This window comes from Bacillus sp. CZDM1 (assembly GCF_055502545.1).
The window spans coordinates 1-18,993 of sequence record NZ_JBUESO010000019.1 but is presented as its reverse complement, the minus strand read 5'-3'; the positions used below and the strand labels follow the sequence as shown (position 1 = coordinate 18,993).

At 38.5% G+C, this 18,993-nt stretch carries 19 protein-coding genes; 16 read left to right on the top strand and 3 right to left on the bottom strand.

The features are described from left to right. Positions 1 to 50 precede the first annotated feature (50 nt). The 11 genes from rplQ (at position 51) to ACY3XC_RS25915 (ending at position 11,374) form a co-directional block, all read left to right on the top strand. A complete protein-coding gene (gene rplQ / locus ACY3XC_RS25965; RefSeq protein ID WP_179161249.1) occupies positions 51 to 413 on the top strand; it encodes a 50S ribosomal protein L17 in 363 nt (120 codons plus the stop codon). Between the two features lie 365 nt (positions 414 to 778). Next, a complete protein-coding gene (locus tag ACY3XC_RS25960; protein ID WP_179161248.1) occupies positions 779 to 1,618 on the top strand; it encodes an energy-coupling factor ABC transporter ATP-binding protein in 840 nt (279 codons plus the stop codon). Next, a complete protein-coding gene (locus ACY3XC_RS25955; protein ID WP_179161247.1) occupies positions 1,594 to 2,460 on the top strand; it encodes an energy-coupling factor ABC transporter ATP-binding protein in 867 nt (288 codons plus the stop codon). Before ACY3XC_RS25960 ends, ACY3XC_RS25955 begins: the two co-directional genes overlap by 25 nt. Then, positions 2,457 to 3,254, top strand: a complete 798-nt coding sequence (locus ACY3XC_RS25950; protein WP_179161246.1) for an energy-coupling factor transporter transmembrane component T family protein — start codon at positions 2,457 to 2,459, stop codon at positions 3,252 to 3,254. Before ACY3XC_RS25955 ends, ACY3XC_RS25950 begins: the two co-directional genes overlap by 4 nt. A gap of 12 nt (positions 3,255 to 3,266) precedes the next feature. Continuing rightward, complete coding sequence (truA, locus tag ACY3XC_RS25945) at positions 3,267 to 4,004, top strand: tRNA pseudouridine(38-40) synthase TruA (protein ID WP_464871159.1); 738 nt, start codon at positions 3,267 to 3,269, stop codon at positions 4,002 to 4,004. A 255-nt stretch (positions 4,005 to 4,259) separates the two neighbouring features. Then, positions 4,260 to 4,697, top strand: a complete 438-nt coding sequence (gene rplM / locus ACY3XC_RS25940) for a 50S ribosomal protein L13 (protein ID WP_179161244.1) — start codon at positions 4,260 to 4,262, stop codon at positions 4,695 to 4,697. A gap of 20 nt (positions 4,698 to 4,717) precedes the next feature. Further along, positions 4,718 to 5,110, top strand: coding sequence for a 30S ribosomal protein S9 (rpsI, locus tag ACY3XC_RS25935; protein ID WP_179161243.1), 393 nt, complete (start codon positions 4,718 to 4,720; stop codon positions 5,108 to 5,110). A gap of 145 nt (positions 5,111 to 5,255) precedes the next feature. After that, positions 5,256 to 6,281, top strand: coding sequence for a CapA family protein (locus ACY3XC_RS25930; RefSeq protein ID WP_464871158.1), 1,026 nt, complete (start codon positions 5,256 to 5,258; stop codon positions 6,279 to 6,281). 652 nt (positions 6,282 to 6,933) lie between these two features. Then, a complete protein-coding gene (locus tag ACY3XC_RS25925) occupies positions 6,934 to 9,009 on the top strand; it encodes a glycoside hydrolase family 3 protein (RefSeq protein ID WP_464871157.1) in 2,076 nt (691 codons plus the stop codon). A 30-nt stretch (positions 9,010 to 9,039) separates the two neighbouring features. Further along, the gene (locus tag ACY3XC_RS25920) at positions 9,040 to 10,290 is read left to right on the top strand and encodes an exo-beta-N-acetylmuramidase NamZ family protein (RefSeq protein ID WP_464871156.1); all 1,251 of its coding nucleotides are present in this window, start codon (positions 9,040 to 9,042) and stop codon (positions 10,288 to 10,290) included. Positions 10,291 to 10,666: 376 nt separating this feature from the next. After that, on the top strand, positions 10,667 to 11,374 hold the full coding sequence (locus tag ACY3XC_RS25915; RefSeq protein WP_464871155.1) for a MerR family transcriptional regulator: 708 nt from the start codon (positions 10,667 to 10,669) through the stop codon (positions 11,372 to 11,374). A gap of 99 nt (positions 11,375 to 11,473) precedes the next feature. On the opposite strand, the gene ACY3XC_RS25910 is transcribed toward ACY3XC_RS25915, so the two are convergent. Further along, entirely contained in the window at positions 11,474 to 12,946 is a 1,473-nt protein-coding gene (locus ACY3XC_RS25910; RefSeq protein ID WP_256989286.1) for a flavin monoamine oxidase family protein, read from the bottom strand. 222 nt (positions 12,947 to 13,168) lie between these two features. Here ACY3XC_RS25910 and ACY3XC_RS25905 point away from each other — a divergent pair, with 222 nt between their 5' ends. The 3 genes from ACY3XC_RS25905 (at position 13,169) to ACY3XC_RS25895 (ending at position 15,655) form a co-directional block, all read left to right on the top strand. Continuing rightward, positions 13,169 to 13,612: a YbaK family protein gene (locus tag ACY3XC_RS25905; protein ID WP_464871154.1), complete on the top strand. Its 444-nt coding sequence runs from the start codon at positions 13,169 to 13,171 to the stop codon at positions 13,610 to 13,612. 133 nt (positions 13,613 to 13,745) lie between these two features. Then, positions 13,746 to 14,477, top strand: coding sequence for an N-acetylmuramoyl-L-alanine amidase CwlD (gene cwlD / locus ACY3XC_RS25900; RefSeq protein ID WP_464871153.1), 732 nt, complete (start codon positions 13,746 to 13,748; stop codon positions 14,475 to 14,477). A 122-nt stretch (positions 14,478 to 14,599) separates the two neighbouring features. Continuing rightward, positions 14,600 to 15,655: an Mrp/NBP35 family ATP-binding protein gene (locus ACY3XC_RS25895; protein ID WP_464871152.1), complete on the top strand. Its 1,056-nt coding sequence runs from the start codon at positions 14,600 to 14,602 to the stop codon at positions 15,653 to 15,655. Between the two features lie 44 nt (positions 15,656 to 15,699). Here ACY3XC_RS25895 and gerD read toward each other — a convergent pair whose 3' ends face one another. After that, the gene (gene gerD, locus ACY3XC_RS25890; protein ID WP_464871151.1) at positions 15,700 to 16,296 is read right to left on the bottom strand and encodes a spore germination lipoprotein GerD; all 597 of its coding nucleotides are present in this window, start codon (positions 16,294 to 16,296) and stop codon (positions 15,700 to 15,702) included. A gap of 153 nt (positions 16,297 to 16,449) precedes the next feature. On the opposite strand from gerD, the gene ACY3XC_RS25885 reads away from it, so the two are divergent. Further along, on the top strand, positions 16,450 to 17,136 hold the full coding sequence (locus ACY3XC_RS25885) for a KinB-signaling pathway activation protein (RefSeq protein WP_464871150.1): 687 nt from the start codon (positions 16,450 to 16,452) through the stop codon (positions 17,134 to 17,136). A gap of 481 nt (positions 17,137 to 17,617) precedes the next feature. Here the strand turns inward: ACY3XC_RS25885 and pdaB are convergent, their stop codons facing one another. Beyond that, positions 17,618 to 18,370 (bottom strand): polysaccharide deacetylase family sporulation protein PdaB, encoded by a 753-nt coding sequence (gene pdaB / locus ACY3XC_RS25880; protein ID WP_464871149.1) that lies wholly within the window; start codon positions 18,368 to 18,370, stop codon positions 17,618 to 17,620. A gap of 139 nt (positions 18,371 to 18,509) precedes the next feature. Here pdaB and ACY3XC_RS25875 point away from each other — a divergent pair, with 139 nt between their 5' ends. Beyond that, on the top strand, positions 18,510 to 18,740 hold the full coding sequence (locus ACY3XC_RS25875) for a hypothetical protein (RefSeq protein ID WP_179161227.1): 231 nt from the start codon (positions 18,510 to 18,512) through the stop codon (positions 18,738 to 18,740). Positions 18,741 to 18,993: the final 253 nt, after the last annotated feature.

Here is an 18,993-nt window from a genome sequence, read left to right as displayed (position 1 = left end):
TGCTCAATAACTAATCCGTTTAATGACTTCAACAAAGGAGGGAACCCTTCATGGCATACAGAAAGTTAGGACGCACAAGTGCACAGCGTAAAGCTATGCTACGTGATTTAACTACAGATTTAATTATCAATGAGCGCATTCAAACAACAGAAACTCGCGCGAAGGAACTTCGTGGTACTGTTGAGAAAATGATTACTTTAGGTAAACGTGGTGACTTACATGCTCGCCGTCAAGCTGCTTCTTACGTTCGTAATGAAGTTGCTGATGCTGAAAATGGTACAGATGCACTACAAAAACTTTTCACTGATATCGCTCCACGTTATTCAGAGCGCCAAGGTGGATATACTCGTATTATGAAACTTGGACCACGCCGCGGCGATGGTGCACCAATGGTAATTATCGAGTTAGTTTAATACCTGAAAGCAGACAACAAGGGCGCTGGACAGTTTAGTTACAAACTTGTTCTTGAGCCCTTTTGCTGTATAAAATCTAATAAAGTACGAACCAAGCCAAAAAGAGTGTTATGATGAGCGTGACCCTAATTCAATAGGGCATAGTGGGGAGATTCTCTCTCCTTGGAAAGATGAATGAAATTACTTATTTTTCTTTTTTACGTCTCGTCTAGCTCATGCACCTCCTCCATTTCTTTTTAGAAATCCCGTTTATGCTGCAGAATATATTCGTTATTCTGCTCAGGGGTGAGGTGCAGGCTTTTTTTGTATTCTACGAGCCTAGCTTAGTATGGTACGCATAGATGAGACGAGAGGAGAAGATTTATATGAGAGAGGCCGTTGTATCATTAAAAAATGTGTCTTTTCAATATGAAAATCAAGGCAGCTACGCTCTTCAGAATGTAAGTTTTGACATCGTTGAAGGGGAATGGTTAGCGATTGTTGGTCATAATGGTTCAGGTAAATCTACGATGGCAAAGCTTTTAAATGGGTTACAATTTCCACAATCGGGTGAAATTACAGTTTGTGGAATTAAGTTAAATGAGGATTCCATTTGGGACATAAGAAAGAAATTAGGGATGGTTTTTCAGAACCCTGATAATCAGTTTGTTGGTACGACTGTTCAGGATGATGTGGCTTTTGGTTTAGAAAACCATGGAATCCCAAGGGATGATATGATCTTTAGGGTAGAGGATTCCTTAAAAAAAGTTCAAATGGATCAATTTCTTAATCAAGAGCCGCACCATCTTTCTGGAGGACAAAAGCAACGAGTAGCGATTGCTGGTGTTCTTGCATTGAGACCATCTATTATCATTTTAGACGAAGCAACTTCTATGCTCGACCCGAAAGGAAGAGAGGAAGTTTTAGAGACTGTCCGTACTTTAAAGAATGAGAAGTCACTCACTGTCATTTCAATTACTCATGATTTAGAAGAAGCAGCAAAAGCCGACAGAATTATTGTGATGAATCAAGGGGAAGTTTACCGCGAGGGAGCTCCAGAGGACATATTCTCAATGGATGATGAATTGGTTCATCTAGGACTTGATATCCCTTTTTCAATTAAAATGAGTAATGCATTCCGGCAAAAAGGAATTGACTTACCTGTGCACTATTTATCGGAAGAAGAGTTGGTGAATGAGTTATGGACATTTCGCTCCAAAATATAGAGTATCGCTATCAAGCAAACACCCCTTTTGAACGTTTGGCTATTGAAGATGTATCTATTAACATCCCAACAGGAACATACATGGCGTTAATAGGTCATACTGGTTCAGGAAAATCTACTGTGCTGCAGCATTTAAATGCCTTGCTATTGCCAACAGAAGGTACTGTAACAATTGGCAGCCATGAAATCAAAGCAAAGCAAAAGAATAAGAACTTAAGACAGATTAGACAAAAAGTAGGGATTGTTTTTCAATTTCCTGAGCATCAGTTATTTGAGGAAACCGTCGAAAAGGATATTATATTTGGGCCGATGAATTTCGGTGTTTCAGAGAGAGAAGCAAAAGAGAGAGCACGACTTGCATTAAAGCAAGTTGGACTGGCTGAAGAAATATTAGAAAAGTCTCCATTTGATTTATCAGGCGGTCAAATGCGCCGTGTAGCGATTGCTGGTGTACTGGCAATGGAACCAGACTGTCTTGTTCTGGATGAGCCAACGGCTGGTCTTGATCCGCGAGGGCGTAAAGAAATCATGGATATGTTTTATTCACTTCATAAAAAGAGAAATTTGTCTACCATACTTGTAACCCATAGTATGGAGGATGCTGCGAGGTATGCTGATCAAATTGTTATCATGCAGCAAGGACATGTCGTAAAGCAGGGGACACCTGTCGAAATTTTCTCCTCGGTTACAGAGCTTGTTGAAATGGGATTGGATGTACCTGAAGTGGTACGTTTTCAACGAAGTCTAGAAGAAAAGTTAGGATTGAAGTTAGAAAAAACCTATCTATCAATCGATGAACTATCAACTGCGGTTGCAGAACTGTTAAGAGGTGCACCAGTATGATGGATAAAATGATTATTGGAAGATATGTACCCGCTGATAGTTTAATACATCGACTAGACCCTAGATCTAAGTTAATTATTATATTCTTATTTGTATGTATTATCTTTCTTGCAAATAATTTATTTACTTATGTCCTTATTGGTATTTATACTTTTTTTATGCTTGGTTTATCACGAATACCCATTCGCTTTCTGTACGCAGGTTTAAAACCTGTTCTCTGGTTAGTACTATTTACGCTGCTCTTACAGGTCTTCTTCACAAAAGAAGGTAGTCTATTATATGAGCTTGGGCCGATAAAGATTTATGAAGAAGGAGTAAGACAGGGTATTTTTATTTCAATGAGATTCTTTTTCTTAATATTAATGACCAGTCTGCTCACCTTAACCACGACACCAATTGAAATAACTGATGGTCTAGAAACACTTTTACATCCTTTAAAAAAGGTCCGGTTCCCTGTACATGAAATGGCTTTAATGATGTCGATTTCTTTACGTTTTATTCCGACACTCATGCAGGAAACGGATAAGATTATGAAGGCTCAGATTGCGCGAGGGGTCGAGTTTTCAAGCGGGCCTATTAAGGAGAGAATCAAAGCTGTCATTCCATTACTTATCCCCCTTTTCGTTAGTTCTTTTAAACGTGCTGAGGAGCTTGCTATTGCAATGGAAGCGAGAGGGTACCGTGGCGGTGAGGGCAGGACAAAATATCGTCTATTAAACTGGAGTCTCTCTGACACCCTGCAGCTATTGATTCTTGTTATATTGACTATATTACTAATCCTATTACGTTCATAATGGAGTTAAATAATGAATCGTTATAAATGCATTATTGCTTACGATGGTTCTGGTTTCTCAGGATATCAGGTTCAGCCAAAGAAGCGGACCGTTCAAAGTGTAATAGAAGCTGTATTAACCAAAATGCATAAGGGCAGCCCTGTGAAAATTTCTGCCTCCGGAAGAACGGATGCAGGGGTTCACGCAAAGGGCCAGGTGGTTCATTTTGATTCGCCGTTATCCCTTCCTTTGGAAAAGTGGGAGCTAGCATTAAATTCTATGCTGCCAGAGGATATTTCTGTTCTAAGTGTTGAAGAGGCTGATCCTGCCTTTCATGCTCGGTTCGATGCAAATGGAAAGGAATACCGGTATTATCTAAATCAATCACCGAAAAGGGATCCATTCCAAAGAAATTATGCTTTTCACTACCCTTATCCTTTAAATCTTGAAGCCATGAGAGAGGCGTCTGCCTATTTATTAGGGACACATGATTTTTCTAGTTTTTGTTCAGCAAGAACGGAAGTAGAAGATAAGGTTCGAACGATTGAAACCATTGAGATCCTGCAGGATGAAAAGCGTGTTAGCTTTCGTTTTGTCGGGAATGGTTTTCTATATAATATGGTTAGAATTTTAGTAGGAACTTTAATTGAGGTTGGTTCTGGAAAGCGTCAACCAGAGGAAATAGTGGAGATCCTTGATAAAAGGGATCGTCGCTATGCTGGAAAAACCGCACCAGGACAAGGGTTATATCTTTGGAAAGTATATTATTAAAATTTTAAAAGTAAACAACTCATCCTAGTGTAACATTTTCTTGACTTTTAGCTCAAAAGAACTTATTATATTATATGGTTGTGTTTTTAATCCCACGATTAAGCCCCGGAAAGTCTTCATCGTGATTGAAAATATATGAACTTAAAATTGGCGCACAATGGCGTTAACGTTTATTCCCGGAACAGAATGAACGATAATGGCTTATGATGGTGCGAAAAAATAATCTTTAATGGATTTAATTTAGGAGGGAATTTCATGCGTACAACGTTTATGGCTAACGCCAACAATATCGAGCGTAAATGGTACGTGATTGATGCTGAAGGCAAAACTCTTGGACGTCTTGCTTCTGAAGTAGCAGCAATCTTACGTGGTAAAAATAAACCAACTTTTACACCACATGTTGACACTGGTGATCATGTTATCATTCTTAACGCATCTAAAGTTGAATTAACTGGTAAGAAGTTAACTGACAAGATCTACTACCGTCACACTATGCACCCAGGTGGTTTAAAGACTAGAACTGCTCTTGAAATGCGTACAAACTATGCTGAGAAAATGATCGAGCTTGCTGTTAAAGGCATGCTTCCAAAGAATTCTCTTGGCCGTCAAACGTTCAAAAAATTACACGTATATGCTGGCAGCGAACATCCGCACCAAGCACAAAAACCTGAAGTTTACGAACTTCGCGGTTAATAAAGAGGGAGGGAATTAACTTGGCACAAGTTCAATATATTGGTACTGGTCGTCGTAAGAGCTCTGTCGCACGTGTGCGCTTAGTTCCAGGTACAGGTAAAATCCTAATTAACGGTCGTGACATCGAAGAGTATATCCCATTTGCAGCTTTACGTATGGTTGTTAACCAACCATTAGTAGCTACTGAAACACAAGGCAGCTACGATGTTCTTGTAAACGTAAGCGGTGGTGGTTATACTGGTCAAGCTGGCGCAATCCGCCACGGTATTGCTCGCGCATTACTTCAAGCTGACCCTGAATTCCGTCCAACATTAAAGCGTGCAGGACTATTAACACGTGACCCACGTATGAAAGAGCGTAAGAAATACGGTCTTAAAGGTGCGCGTCGTGCTCCTCAGTTCTCAAAACGTTAATCTTCAACACTTCAAAGGCTCTCAACCATATTGGTTGGGGGTCTTTTTTATTCTCCAGCCTAAATTCATTTTGGAACTATATGTTGCTATTCCTCATAAGCTAAGAAAAGTGGCCTATATAATACTTTTTAAGAGGGGATAGCTATTGACTATAATAAAACCTATGACATACGAAGTTTATGATGATCCTACGAAGGAACTGAGTATTTTTTTTGGCGGAGATACTTTGTTAGGTGCTGCAGCACAAAAATTATTGGACAGTAATGGTTATGATTATCCTTTTAAATACCTTGATCAGATATACAAATCAGCGGATGTACGGACACTTAACCTTGAGGCACCTATCAGCCAAATGGCGAAAAAAATTGATGCAGAAAAGGATTATAAATATAACATGTCCCCTCTAGTGGTTGATGTATTTAAGCAAATGGCCTTCAACATATTTTTTTTGGCAAATAATCATTCTACTGATTACGGACATGAGGGTTTATTGGAAACCATTATGTATTTGAAAAAAAACTCAATGATCCCGCTTGGTGCTGGAAGAAATAAAAAAGAAGCAAGAAAAGCACTTATTATAAAAAAGGGTAATATTAAAGTCGCACTTTTAAATTACATGAGCTTCAGGAAAAGATATCAGGAGAAATATCAACACTTTGCGTCTAATGTTCATAGTGGGATAGCTGCTTTGTCTAAAAAAGCAGTATACAACGATATCAGTGCCTTAAGAAAAATAGGGATAAATACTATTGTCGTGTCCATCCATTGGGGAAAGAATTATCAACCCGTATCAGAAGAGCAATTATTACAGGCGAAAATGATTGTGAGTGCCGGAGCTGATATTATCGTCGGTCATGGATCACACCAATATCAAAAAATGAGTATGGTGGATGGAGTCCCCGTTTTTTTTAGTGTTGGAAACTTTATTTTCAATACTCCTGGTCGATCCCCCCTTACCTATGGGTTTCCAACAACTTTACATTTTAACGAAAGTGGTTTAACAAGTGCTGAAATTTGGCCAATCCATACGAATAATAGAATAACTAAGTTCCAACCTCGGCATTTATCCGGTGAAGAAGCGTATGAGGCCATCCAGGAGTTATATACCAACTCCGAATTAAATGGATTGAAAAAAGAAATCGATATTGATAAAGGTGTTTTATTTTTTTAGACAAAGGGGATAATTGAATTCTTCTATACAACACTTCTCACTTTCTTGTAGTGCGGTTTACCGTTATGTACCAAAATGAAGTTCTATTAGATTTTTGAGAAAAGCCTCACTCTATTTTAAATAAGATGTCTTGTCCTTAATCGAGTAGGCAGCAAAGAAATTAAGCGGAGATTTTCCGGGTAGATGCAGAATGAAGCTCGTTTCGGGGTATATAAGCGGAGGTTTTCCGCTTATGCAAAGAAAAATCTCCTATTTTCAAATTTTTCGAGTAAATAGGCGGAATCTCTCCGCCTATTTAAGTTGTTTTTAAGTATATTTGCTAATTAAGCGGAAATTCTCCATCTATTTTTCAGCTAAGGTGCGTACCCTGATACACCAGGACAACATCTTTTATTGAATTTGCCCTATTCTACTAGGTTTTGAAATATTATTTCACTTTTTTTCAATGTATTTTAAAAAATAATGCTAATGGCACAATCCTTTTGACCTGCAGAAACACCTGTTATGTGACTTAAGCGGTATAGACCACTTCTCAACACTAACTATATACTTTTACTATAAGTTGTAAGCGGTGCCAATATTTTGGTATACATAAGGAAGGACCTGCCTACAATGTATCTTTTAGATAAGAATAACTTGAGGAGGAGAAACAATGCGAAAATCTTTTAAGTCATTTATCACCCTGTTTCTGGCATTTGCTCTATTATTTACAGGAATTCAGCTTGTGGGCACAACAGCTGCTGCTACGGGAATCGAGGATTTAGTGATTGATCTCAATGTTCCACAGGTTACAAGGGAAGTAAAGGATAGCAAGCTTGATTTAAATGCACTTCATGTTTATGAGGATGGTCACTTTATGCTGGCGTCTGAGAACTTAAATTGGAAGTCTTCTAATAAGAATGTTGCCTCTGTGTCTAAAAATGGGGAAGTTACCTTATTAGGGCACAATGGTAAAACCTTTATCTCTGTCAGCGATGGCACCCATACCGATAGAGTTTCGATTCAATTTAAAGGCAATCAAGAAGAAATCGTTGTTGAAAAGGAAAAAGGCGCACGTTATGACCTTATTGGCAAGACAATCGAGCATATGACCATGGAAGAAAAGGTCGGACAAATGTTAATGCCTGACTTTAGAACTTGGAAGGGTCAAAATGTTACGGAAATGAACAATGAAATTGCCAAGTTGGTAAAAGATTATCACCTAGGCGGCGTGATTTTATTCCGTGAAAATGCGGTAACTGCTGATCAAACAACTAGACTAGTCAGTGCCTATCAGGAAGCTGCAGAAAAGTACGGACTATTAATTTCTATTGATCAGGAAGGCGGAATCGTTACACGTCTGCAAACTGGCACCGATATGCCAGGGAATATGGCGTTAGGTGCGACAAGATCTGAAGACCTTGCTGAAAAAGTAGGACGGACTATTGGAGAAGAGCTGAATGCACTTGGTATTAACATGAACTTTGGACCAGTGCTGGATGTAAACAACAATCCAGATAATCCGGTGATAGGTGTCCGGTCTTTTGGTGAGGATCCTGGGCTAGTTGCTAAACTAGGAAATGCCTATATTAAAGGACTCCATGAAACGGGAACTGCGGCAACTGCTAAGCATTTTCCAGGCCATGGAGATACTGCGGTTGATTCCCATGTAGGACTTCCATCGGTACCTCACGATCTCGATCGATTGAAGAATGTAGAATTATATCCTTTCCAGCAGGCAATGGATGCGGGAATTGATGCGATTATGTCAGCACACGTGACCTTCCCGAAAATAGATGATACAAAAGCAATCTCTAAAAAGGACGGTACTGAAGTCGCTGTACCAGGAACACTTTCCCACAAGATATTAACGGGTCTTATGCGCGAAGAAATGGGCTTTAAAGGAGTTATCGTAACGGATGCGATGAATATGGGTGCCATTGCAGATCATTTTGGTCCTATAGATGCGGCAATCCGTGCTGTTAAGGCAGGAGCCGATATCCTGTTAATGCCGGTTGGAATCGTAGATGTAGCAAATGGACTTTATGATGCCGTGAACTCTGGTGAAATCTCAGAAAAACGACTTGAGCAGTCAGTTGAGAGGATTTTAACCTTGAAATTAAATAGAGGTATTGTTAAGGCGGAGGTAGAGAAGAGCATTGATGAGAAGGTAGCAAACGCGATTCAGATGGTAGGCTCAGCAGACCATAAAGCAATAGAAAAAGAAGCAGCAGCCAAATCCATTACGCTTGTGAAAAATAATAATGTGATTCCACTTACTGTTTCTCCTGAAGATAAGATCGTTGTGGTTGGTGGGTCTGGATTCTCCATTAACCTTCTTGCAGCGGAGGTTCAAAAGCACCATCCTGGCGCAGTATATATGAATGCTTCAGGTCCGCTTAATGGTACACAATTAGATCAATTGAAGGACGCGAAATACATCATTGCTGGAACCTACACATCTAGTGTTGGGGGAAGAGCTCAAGACGCCACCCAAATGGTGATGACAAGACAACTCATTGAGACTGGGGTGCCTGTCATTGCTGTTGGTGCTAGAAATCCGTATGACATTATGTCCTACAAAAATGTAGATGCCTACATTGCTCAATATGGTTTCAGACAAGCAAGCTTTGAAGCAGCAGCAAATACTATTTTTGGTAAAAACAATCCAACTGGAAAACTGCCAGTAACAATTTACAACCATGACGGCAGTGTACTATATGGATTTGATCACGGTTTAGGATACTAAGCAGGGAATAGATAAAGAGGAGGGATACTTTTGAAAAAGTGGCTTACTGGATTATTGATTCTCGTTCTACTACTGTCAACTGTTTCTGCGGCGATGGCCAAGAACGATAAAGAGAAAAAGAATAAAGAGTTCCGTTTGGGCATCGAGGTTTTGTTAGAGGATCAAATTGATTTGATTAAGGACAAACGTGTCGGTTTAATCACAAATCCAACTGGGGTTGATCAGAACGTTACGAGCATCGTAGATTTACTCTTCAATAATCCTGATGTGAACCTGACTGCTCTTTACGGCCCTGAGCATGGTGTACGAGGAAGTGCACAGGCAGGTCAATATGTTGAACAATATATGGATGAAAAAACAGGGATTCCTGTTTACAGCCTATATGGAAAGACAAAAAAGCCAACACCTGAAATGCTAAGCAATGTCGATGTGTTGTTATTTGATATCCAAGATGTGGGGACGCGTTTTTACACCTATATTTACACCATGGCACTAGCGATGGAAGCAGCTAAAGAAAACAATATTCCAATTATTGTCCTTGACCGCCCGAATCCAATCAGCGGGACAAAAGTCGAAGGACCTGTACTCGAGGATAAGTACTCTTCGTTCATCGGTGAATATCCGATTCCTGTCCGCCACGGGATGACTGTCGGGGAACTAGCAAAGCTTTTCAATAACGAATTTGGTATTGGAGCTGATTTAACAGTAGTGGAAATGGAAGGCTGGAAACGAAACATGTATTACGATGAGACACCATTAGAATGGGTACTTCCATCACCAAACATGCCAACCTTGGAAACTGCTGTAGTATACCCAGGTGCTGCACTTATTGAAGGAACCAACGTTTCAGAGGGTAGAGGAACAACAAAGCCATTTGAATTGATTGGAGCACCGTTCATCAATAGCGACAACTTGGCTGCCAAGTTAAACTCATACAAATTACCTGGTGTCACATTCCGTGCGGCATCGTTTATTCCGACTTTCTCAAAACATGCAAATGTATTAAGCCATGGTATTCAAATTCATGTCACAGACCGAAACTCCTATAAGCCGTTTGAAACAGGATTATATATCGTAAAAACAATCCATGATATGTATCCAAACGATTTCCAATTTAGAGCACCGAGTGCAGCCGGAATCTCCTTCTTTGATAACCTTGTCGGCAATGGCTCCATCCGTGCTGATATTGAAGCTGGCAAAAGTGTTGAAGAAATGAAAGCAGCATGGCAGGCGGGGTTAGATCAATTTAACGTAGTGCGTGAGAAGTACTTATTATATTAAATAGATATAAGGGGCCTACCATTTGGGGGCCTTTTTTACATCTGCTTTATCTGACTGATTAAGGTAGAAAATCGCAGAACAAGTCGAAGTTTGTATTTTCAGGGAAATAATATACTATTTTTGTTGAAATATGATAATCAGAGGGTCATTAAAGGAAATAAATCGATGGGCGATATACTTTTGAATTTATTTAGTAAGGGCATATCGCCAGCCGATACGGCTGCCAGCATTCTTCGCTCAAATATTAACATATTCCTCGACAATCAAAATTTGGCTAATGTATCGCCCAGTGATATTTATTTGTATCGCTAGGTGATATGGCTCTTGAAAATTTGCCAGTAACCCTTAATACTTGATATAAAAAAGGTGATCAGATATGCGAAATGATATTCAACCGTATGAACGCTCTTTCTCTTCTAAAGAAGTGGCTGAGGAAGCCGGGATTGCAACACCTACTGTTCGGAAGTATGGACAAATTCTAGAGCGGAATGGCTATGTGTTTTTAAAAGAAGGTGATCGTCGTATTTTTGTACAATCCGACATTGAAACGCTTATAGCGTTACGCGATACGGACAAGCCCCTAGACGATACGGCTAAAGAAATTGCCCAGCAACAAAAGGAAAGACTAGACGGAATAAGTGAAACAGATATAGCGGCAGCCGATACGTATGACAATTTACCCCAAGACCCCAATCACCTAAAAGAAATTTTAGCCTATTTAGCCAGTGAACTAGCTGCTACACGTGAAATGAATGTCCAAGTCATAAACGATATGGCAGACCTTAAAACGACAGTTTCCAGGCTAAAGCAGGACCACCACGATTTAAGTTCTAACATTTCAAATTCAGCGCAAAAAACGCAGGCTAGGATTGAAAAATTATCTGAACAGGAAAAGATACATTACGAAACATTACTGGAACAGGAAAAAGAAAAAAGTGATTACTTACAAAGAGAATTAGAAAATCTCAAGGAAGAAATGAAAAAAGAGTGGGTTTCACAAAATGACTTTAATAAACGTTTAGAAAAAGTGATTCAAAAACCCAAAGATAAATGGGACTGGATTTTCTCTATATTCCGTAAATAAAGTCTTATTTAAATGATGTAACCCTCAAGAAGGAAGGATTCAAATATTAATTAAATACGAATAATGAGAAACTCCCAGCCCATTTGGTTGGGAGTTTACTTATCTTCCATTTACTTCATATGCTGCTCGAATTCCAGATTCAACGGCACCTTCAATCCATCCGTGAAAGTTAGAAGTATGCTCTCCTGCAAAGTGCAGCAGCCCTTCAGGTTGATGAATGTAATCACCAAAGTCAGTAACTTGACCTGGTGTAAATAGTGTAAAACACCCAGCTGAGAAGGGGTTTTGACTCCAATTGAAAGAAATTCCCTGCAGAAATTCCTTATAAACCACGTTTCCATATACTTTGGCCAAATCCTTAAGTGCATAATAGATAATTTGATCCTTCGTTAAGCTATTCCACAGTATTGCATCATGGCCCCAGCTGTAGCTGGCGAGTAGGACTCCAGGTCCAACGCTCCCGATACCGTGACTAGGGATATAACTAAACCGAGTAGTTCGATCTGATATTGCGTTGCCTAACTGGAGGTTTTCCCAAAAACGGGATTTGAACTCAATTCCAATTTTAACTGCAGGCAGCGTTAAGAGTTCTCGGATTGCCTGCCATTTCTTAAAGGAAATAGAATGGTAAGGTTCAACATCAACGAACTGAAACGCTGAATAAGGAATGGTAATAATGGCATAATCGGCAGAAAAGGCCTGAGCTTCTCCTGTTACCTGATTTCTCGTTTGAAAAACAACCCCTCTATTGTTTTGAATGACCTTTTCCACCTTTTGGTTCAAGTAAATATTTTGATGAAGTTCAGGCAAAAACGATAAGGGGATTTGATCGTTTCCTCCCAGAATTTCATAAAAGACCGTTTCTTCATTGAAAATGGGGAAGATGATATCCGTAACAATACCTACAAAAGATAATTCTCTAAATCCTTCAATACCAAGTATGACACTAATCATTCGAATGGCATTCAATGACAAAGAAGGGCCGAAGGGGTTATTTTTTAAAAATTCTTCCATTGAATAGCTATCAAATTTTTCTTTTAGTTTCTCTTGTTCCTCAGGTGTGCTCTTTTTATAAAGATCAATAAAAGGTTTGACGGAAGCGAGGAAAAGTTCATTGGCTGTTTTTCCTTTTTCCCATTCTTGAACAGGAAAACCTAGTATATCAGGGTTTTTCTCATAATAAGCACTGGTTGTAAGTACATTATTAACAAAAATCAAATCTCTTGGTGTAGCGTTAATAAATCTATTAATAGGCAGTTTGAAACGGTGAATGTATTCGAATACCAGAACATGGGTATCAGGAATTCGCATAGCACCTAGGTCTAGATAATTACCCTGGGTAAATGGCTGGCGTACTGTGAAAATCCTGCCCCCAACCCGGTTGTTTCCTTCAAGAACCGTCACTTCATGTCCAGCTTTTTTCAGTAAGGACGCCGCGACTAAACCAGCCATCCCTGCACCTGCAATTAGGACTTTCTTGGGGGTGGTCCCTTTTTTTAACCCTTTTTTTATTATCGCAAGCATATCGTTTGGATATTTAAGTTGAGAATTATCTGTGGGAACTCTTTTCAAATCCTCCCCTCCTTTTTTCATTATTATGAGAAATGGTGGAGAGATATGTTTGCAGTAATAAAGGGAAGTTCCTTTTCTATAAGGTGGGATTAAGCAAAAGCTGTTGAAGTGCCTATCGAAGGCTTAAAATCTATACGATAAAAATTGGCAATACAAAACGCTTTGTAGTTTGCATTTCTTATGACAAAGGGATGAAGAATAGTCCTAAGAGGTGAAAAACGAGTGACTGTAATTACAACCTTTAAAGAAAAGCGTCGCGATAAACAAATAAAATACGAGCGGTCCGTCCTTAAGGACTTATCGGTGAAAACGTTAAAAGAACGAGTGCAGCAGTATTTTGGTTCAACAAGAATTGCGCAAAGCTTTGTTATGAATACAGGAATTGAAGAGGCTTGTTATGACGTAGCATTGGAAGCCTACCTATTAGGAGCAAAATTCAGCAAATTTGGTTATTACGGTGAGAATATAGATGAAGTACGTAAACGTTGTCAAAGAGAAGAGAAACATTTAATTGATACGCTGTACAATTTTCTCCTCTATTGGGGAAATGGTGAAGAAGGAACCATGAGTGAAACCCTTTATTACTCCTGTGAGGGCTATATAGATGTATGGTGGAAAGAAGGCTATAATAATGGTCAAAGGCGCCGCAAGCTGCGATTACACTAATTGAATGGTTAGAACAAGCACCAGGGCCAGCGATGATCCTGGTGCTTTACTTTCTCATTTCTTCTAGGTTCTAAACAGGTCCCTTGTCCCATATAGTTAAGTGAATAGGGACGAGCGGGAGGGAATGATTGGGGTGTCTAAGAAAAAATTAAAGGTCATTGGTTTTTCTGTTGGTTTGCTTCTTTTATTTCTGATTTTACAATATGATTTTGTCAAAGAGAACACATGGGGCAGCGATTCATGGAGTCTTCCCTTATCAGGCAAAATCATTTTACTCGACCCTGGCCATGGCGGTCCAGACGGCGGGGCCGGAAATTCAAAAGCATTAGAGAAGGACATTGCTTTGGATATTTCATTAAAAGTCAGAGATTATTTGCAGGAGCAGGGAGCCTTAGTTGTCATGACCCGGGAGACAGATAAAGATTTGGCAGATGATGATACAAAAGGATACAGTAGAAGAAAAGTGGAAGATTTGAAAAAGCGTTTAAAAATGATAAACAACTCTGATAATGATCTTTTTGTCAGCATTCATTTAAATGCCATTCCGTCAGCAAGATGGAGCGGCGCGCAAACATTTTATGCATCTCACTTTAAAGAAAATGCCAAAGCGGCAAAATTCATTCAAGATGAACTGATTGTTAATTTAGAAAATACGACAAGAAAGGCGAAGCCAATTAATTCGGTTTATATTTTAAAAAATGCTAAAAAGCCTGGAGTATTAGTAGAGGTAGGATTCCTCTCAAATCCTAATGAAAGAGAGCAATTAAAAAAGGAAGCCTATCAGGAGAAGGTAGCAGCATCCATCTATCAAGGAGTACTGCGTTATTTTACCAATGAAAAGGAATTAAAAATAGAAGATGAATAAAGGTGTTTAATCACCTTCTTTTTTTTGAATAATAATGGATGTGATTCATTTAACTGTTTCTATTAAAAGTTATGTTATACTGAAAACTGGAAACGAATTCATTAGGTGAGGTGTTTGTTTACATGTTAACAGAAGCGAAAGTTCAAGAAGTGCTAGGAAGCTTAAAAGAACCATTTTTACATAAAACATTAGCAGAACTAAATGCTATTGAAGAAATAAAAATCAAAGAAGAGAAAAACCATGTCAGCGTGAAATTGCAGATCGCGAAAACGGGTACGGCTGAACAATTACAACTGCAAACACAAGTAGTTAATTTGCTAAAAGAAGCGGGAGCACAAACGGTTGGGATCAGATTTAGTGAGCTGCCAGAAGCGGTTCTAGCAGAACACCGTCAATCATCAAGCGAAACAGAAGACAAGGGATTACTGGCTTCTAATAAAACGAACTTTATCGCGATTGCGAGTGGAAAAGGCGGAGTAGGTAAATCAACTGTTTCAGTCAACCTTGCCGTTGCCCTAGCTCGACTAGGTAAAAAAGTAGGTTTAATTGATGCAGATATTTATGGCTTCAGTGTTCCGGATATGATGGGAATAACAAAAAGACCAGTGGTTAGAGGAGAAAAAATCCTTCCAGTTGAGCGCTTTGGCGTTAAGGTCATTTCAATGGGCTTCTTTGTAGAAGATAATTCTCCAATCATTTGGCGTGGTCCAATGTTAGGAAAAATGCTAAACAGCTTCTTTAATGAAGTCGAATGGGGAGAAGTGGACTATTTACTACTGGACTTACCACCTGGAACTGGGGACGTCGCATTAGATGTTCATACGATGCTTCCAGCTTGTAAAGAAGTAATCGTAACTACTCCACATCCAACAGCGGCATTTGTTGCGGCAAGGGCTGGTGCTATGGCACTGCGTACAGATCATGAAATTTTAGGTGTTATTGAAAACATGGCTTACTTTGAAAGTAAGCTAACAGGTGAAAAAGAATATGTATTTGGTAAAGGCGGCGGTGATAAGTTGGCCGAAGACTTGAATACAGAAGTTCTTGGTCGTCTGCCTCTTAATCAGCCTGATTGGAATGATGATGATTTTGCTCCGTCAATTTATCAGGAAGATCACCAATTAGGAAAAATTTATCTAGAAATTGCTGAAAAAATGACAAATCTTTTGAAAAAATAAAATGAAAAGCCTCTTCCAACTTGGAAGAGGTTTTCATTTTTCTGTTATTCGCCGCCTTCTTGTTCTTTTTCCTCATTTTTTGATTCTTCCTTTTTCTGTGTTTCCTCAGCAGCCTTTAAGAGTAATTCTTGCATTTTCACCTTGAAAAGAGGGCTTTCAAGCGTTTCTGAGATAACTTTTTGAAGGTGTTCCCGATATTCTTTGCTCTTTAAAGCGTCAGCCATTTCCTTCTGAATTTCCGGTTCCTTGAAAACCTCAATCATCATGCCTCTATATTCAGGATCTTTCATCAAATCCTTTAAAAGTTTTTCATTCTCAGTTCGCATGCTTTTGGCTATACCTTGGGCGAATTTTTCGTCACTAAAGGTTTTTTTCCAAAACTCTGTAGCATTTTCTGAAGTAAGAGTTTGCTGAATGGTATCAGAGACAACCTTTTGGTCCATTATCAGCTTTTCTTTCATTTTATCATCAGACATTACATCTTGAATTGCCTTCTTACCATCATCCGTTTTAAGAATATCGACAACCATCTTTTTTGTTGCTTCATAATCTATTTGTTCACCGCCGCTTGCTTCTGGTGATGCACAACTAGTTAATATCATGGTGATGAGCAAGAGGGATATAAGACTTTTTCCTTTCATATAAAAAGCTCCTTTCACATAAGAGTCCTTAATTTTTAGGATGAAGAAAAGAGGGTTAGATTATGCGTGTGAATATTGAAAAGATGGATTTTTTATATTTGGATTGGTACAATCAGTATGGAAATTTATTTTTTGTTATTGGAGGATAATGGTGTGACGAGTCGTATTTGGGTTAGGCTGTTTATGACTACGCTATTAATTGGCGCAATTACAACAGCAATTGTAGGTTTTATTATCAATTGGAATGAATATGTGAACTATTTTGCCGATTTTCGAATCATCAATATATTATCCGCTCTTTTTTGGTTTATCTTATGGGGCGTTCTTTATAGTGTTATTAGTCAAATGGGCTTTTTTGCCTATCTAACTGTCCACCGCTTTGGCTTAGGTATCTTTAAATCCGTTTCACTTTGGAATGGTGTTCAAGTAGTTATTATTCTATTTGTGTTATTTGATCTTGTTTATTTACGCTATGAGACCTTTGCAAAATCTGGAGACAGCCTCCTGCCTTATATCGTTCTAGCAGTCCTTCTGCTAATTCCTGCCTTGGTCACAGCATGGTTTAAAGCCAAACAAACAAATCGCGAGGCATTTATTCCTGCACTCTTTTTTATGATTGTAGTTACTGTTATCGAGTGGTTCCCTGTTTTACGTGTTAATGAACATAGCTGGGTTTATCTAATGTTGTTCTCTTTATTGGCCTGTAATGCGTATCAAATCTTGATTCTTCATAAGTTAAACATGCAATCACAGCAGGTGAGACAGAGAATAGAGAGTAACCGAGTACCGAATAAAAAAACAAATGCTCAGAAAAAATCAAGCAAAAAACCGTCCATTTGAAAAGGTGGACGGTTCCGTTTTGAGGTGCTTTTCTTAAAATAAGTGCCAAAATGACAGTCGTATTGGTATCGTTATTAGTATATAAAAAAGTAAAACTCGCCATAAGGCGAGTTTCTTTTATAGGAATACAACAACCTTATTAATATGGATTTTTGAGATAAAACTCACGCCTTTTTAAATAAGATGTCTTATCCTTAATCGAGTACCCAGCAAAAGTAACATAAGCGGAGATTTTCCGTTTATGCAAAGAAAAATCTCCCATTTTCGAAATTTTCGAGTCAATAGGCGGAATCTCTCCGTCTATTTAAGCCTTTTTTAATAATAATTTCGAATTAAGCGGAATTTTTCCGCCTATCATTTATTAGCTCGTGTGCTTAACCTATTCTCCAAACTGATAAGTGCGGACCCTCTTGATCCATTTAATAAGAAAGCACCCGAAAACGGAACCCTTTATTGAAAAGGTGTACGTTTTTTTCACATTTTATTTAATTTCTTTTGATTCAACTACTCCATTTGCGATTAACTCTGAAACTGTAACAAGTTTCAAGCCTTTACTTTGTAAGCCATGGAGAATTCCCGGCAATGCCCTGGCTGTCTGTTTCGCGGAATCAGATGCATGGAGGAGAACAATATCTCCTTTATCCGCTTTCTTTACGTTTGCAATAATTTGATTAACACCAGGATTGGTCCAATCCTTTGAATCTACACTCCAATGAACGACCGTGTACCCATATCGTTCCGCAATTTTTAAGGAGCGTTCATCAAAATGACCTGTAGGAGCGCGAAGAAGCTTTATCTCATTAATATTTAACTTTCTAAAAGCTTCCTTTGCTTTTGCGATGTCTTTCCCGATATTAACATCTTCTAATTCCGTGTAATCTTCATAGGCATAACCAAGAATCCCAATTTCAAATCCCTCTTTAACGATACGACTGACAATATCCGGGTGCCTCTCTGCCCATGAACCAGCCAAAAAGAAAGTGGCTGATTTCACATTTTCTTTTTTCAATGCATCTAAAATGGGCTCGGCCTTTTCATCACCCCAGCCAATATTAAAGGTAAGAGCAATGTCCTTTTCACCGCGATAAACGGCTTTAGGTCCATCCTTGGTAGAGAAGACTGGAGACAATGACAGATTACTCATAAATAGAAACAATGCAGTAAAAAATGCAGCAATCACTACTAATAGAATTTGTTTTACAGATTTACCATTCAATACAAAAAAGAAGTTCATTATAACCACCTCGTCCAATGCTGTCCTTGTCTCATACCTATGCAAATTTTTTAATGAATATGATTAACAAAAAATAATTATAAATTTTACTATTTTGGAAAAGACTACTATAAATACATCTTACATAAAGGGTGATTCAATGTTTGGGCTTCTCATTAATGCAAAAGAAGTAAAAGAAATGGAATACCTAATAAAGAGAGAGATGGATGAAATATTATTTGATTTAAAGGATGATCGTATTGATCATGTTGTAAAACGGGCAATGGAAGAACGTTATAAAATTTTATTTACCTTATTTAGAAGAGTGGCCTCCCCAAATGAGTGTTTAAAATATATGAGACGGGACAATAAAAGCAGGAAGAAAGGATAGATTTACTTTCTAAAAAAAGAAAGGAATAAATTTAATAAATATCGTTGACTTTTAAATGGTATGTTGGTATATTAATAAACGTCGCTGCTGACGTAAAAGAAATCACTTGAAAAAAGTTATTGACTTTACATTGTGGTGATGATATATTAATAAAGTCGCTTTTAGGCGATCGAGTGAAATTGATCTTTGAAAACTAAACAAACAAGAACGTCAACAAACAATTTTTTAGCTTTTTATAAAAGCTAAGCCAACG

Coding starts and splice junctions, on each gene's coding strand:
- ACY3XC_RS25895 (WP_464871152.1), top strand. CDS start 14,600: ATGTTAACAGAAGCGAAAGTTCAAGAAGTGCTAGGAAGCTTAAAAGAA.
- rplQ (WP_179161249.1), top strand. CDS start 51: ATGGCATACAGAAAGTTAGGACGCACAAGTGCACAGCGTAAAGCTATG.
- ACY3XC_RS25950 (WP_179161246.1), top strand. CDS start 2,457: ATGATGGATAAAATGATTATTGGAAGATATGTACCCGCTGATAGTTTA.
- ACY3XC_RS25875 (WP_179161227.1), top strand. CDS start 18,510: ATGTTTGGGCTTCTCATTAATGCAAAAGAAGTAAAAGAAATGGAATAC.
- ACY3XC_RS25925 (WP_464871157.1), top strand. CDS start 6,934: ATGCGAAAATCTTTTAAGTCATTTATCACCCTGTTTCTGGCATTTGCT.
- ACY3XC_RS25955 (WP_179161247.1), top strand. CDS start 1,594: ATGGACATTTCGCTCCAAAATATAGAGTATCGCTATCAAGCAAACACC.
- rplM (WP_179161244.1), top strand. CDS start 4,260: ATGCGTACAACGTTTATGGCTAACGCCAACAATATCGAGCGTAAATGG.
- pdaB (WP_464871149.1), bottom strand. CDS start 18,370: ATGAACTTCTTTTTTGTATTGAATGGTAAATCTGTAAAACAAATTCTA.
- gerD (WP_464871151.1), bottom strand. CDS start 16,296: ATGAAAGGAAAAAGTCTTATATCCCTCTTGCTCATCACCATGATATTA.
- ACY3XC_RS25915 (WP_464871155.1), top strand. CDS start 10,667: ATGCGAAATGATATTCAACCGTATGAACGCTCTTTCTCTTCTAAAGAA.
- ACY3XC_RS25960 (WP_179161248.1), top strand. CDS start 779: ATGAGAGAGGCCGTTGTATCATTAAAAAATGTGTCTTTTCAATATGAA.
- truA (WP_464871159.1), top strand. CDS start 3,267: ATGAATCGTTATAAATGCATTATTGCTTACGATGGTTCTGGTTTCTCA.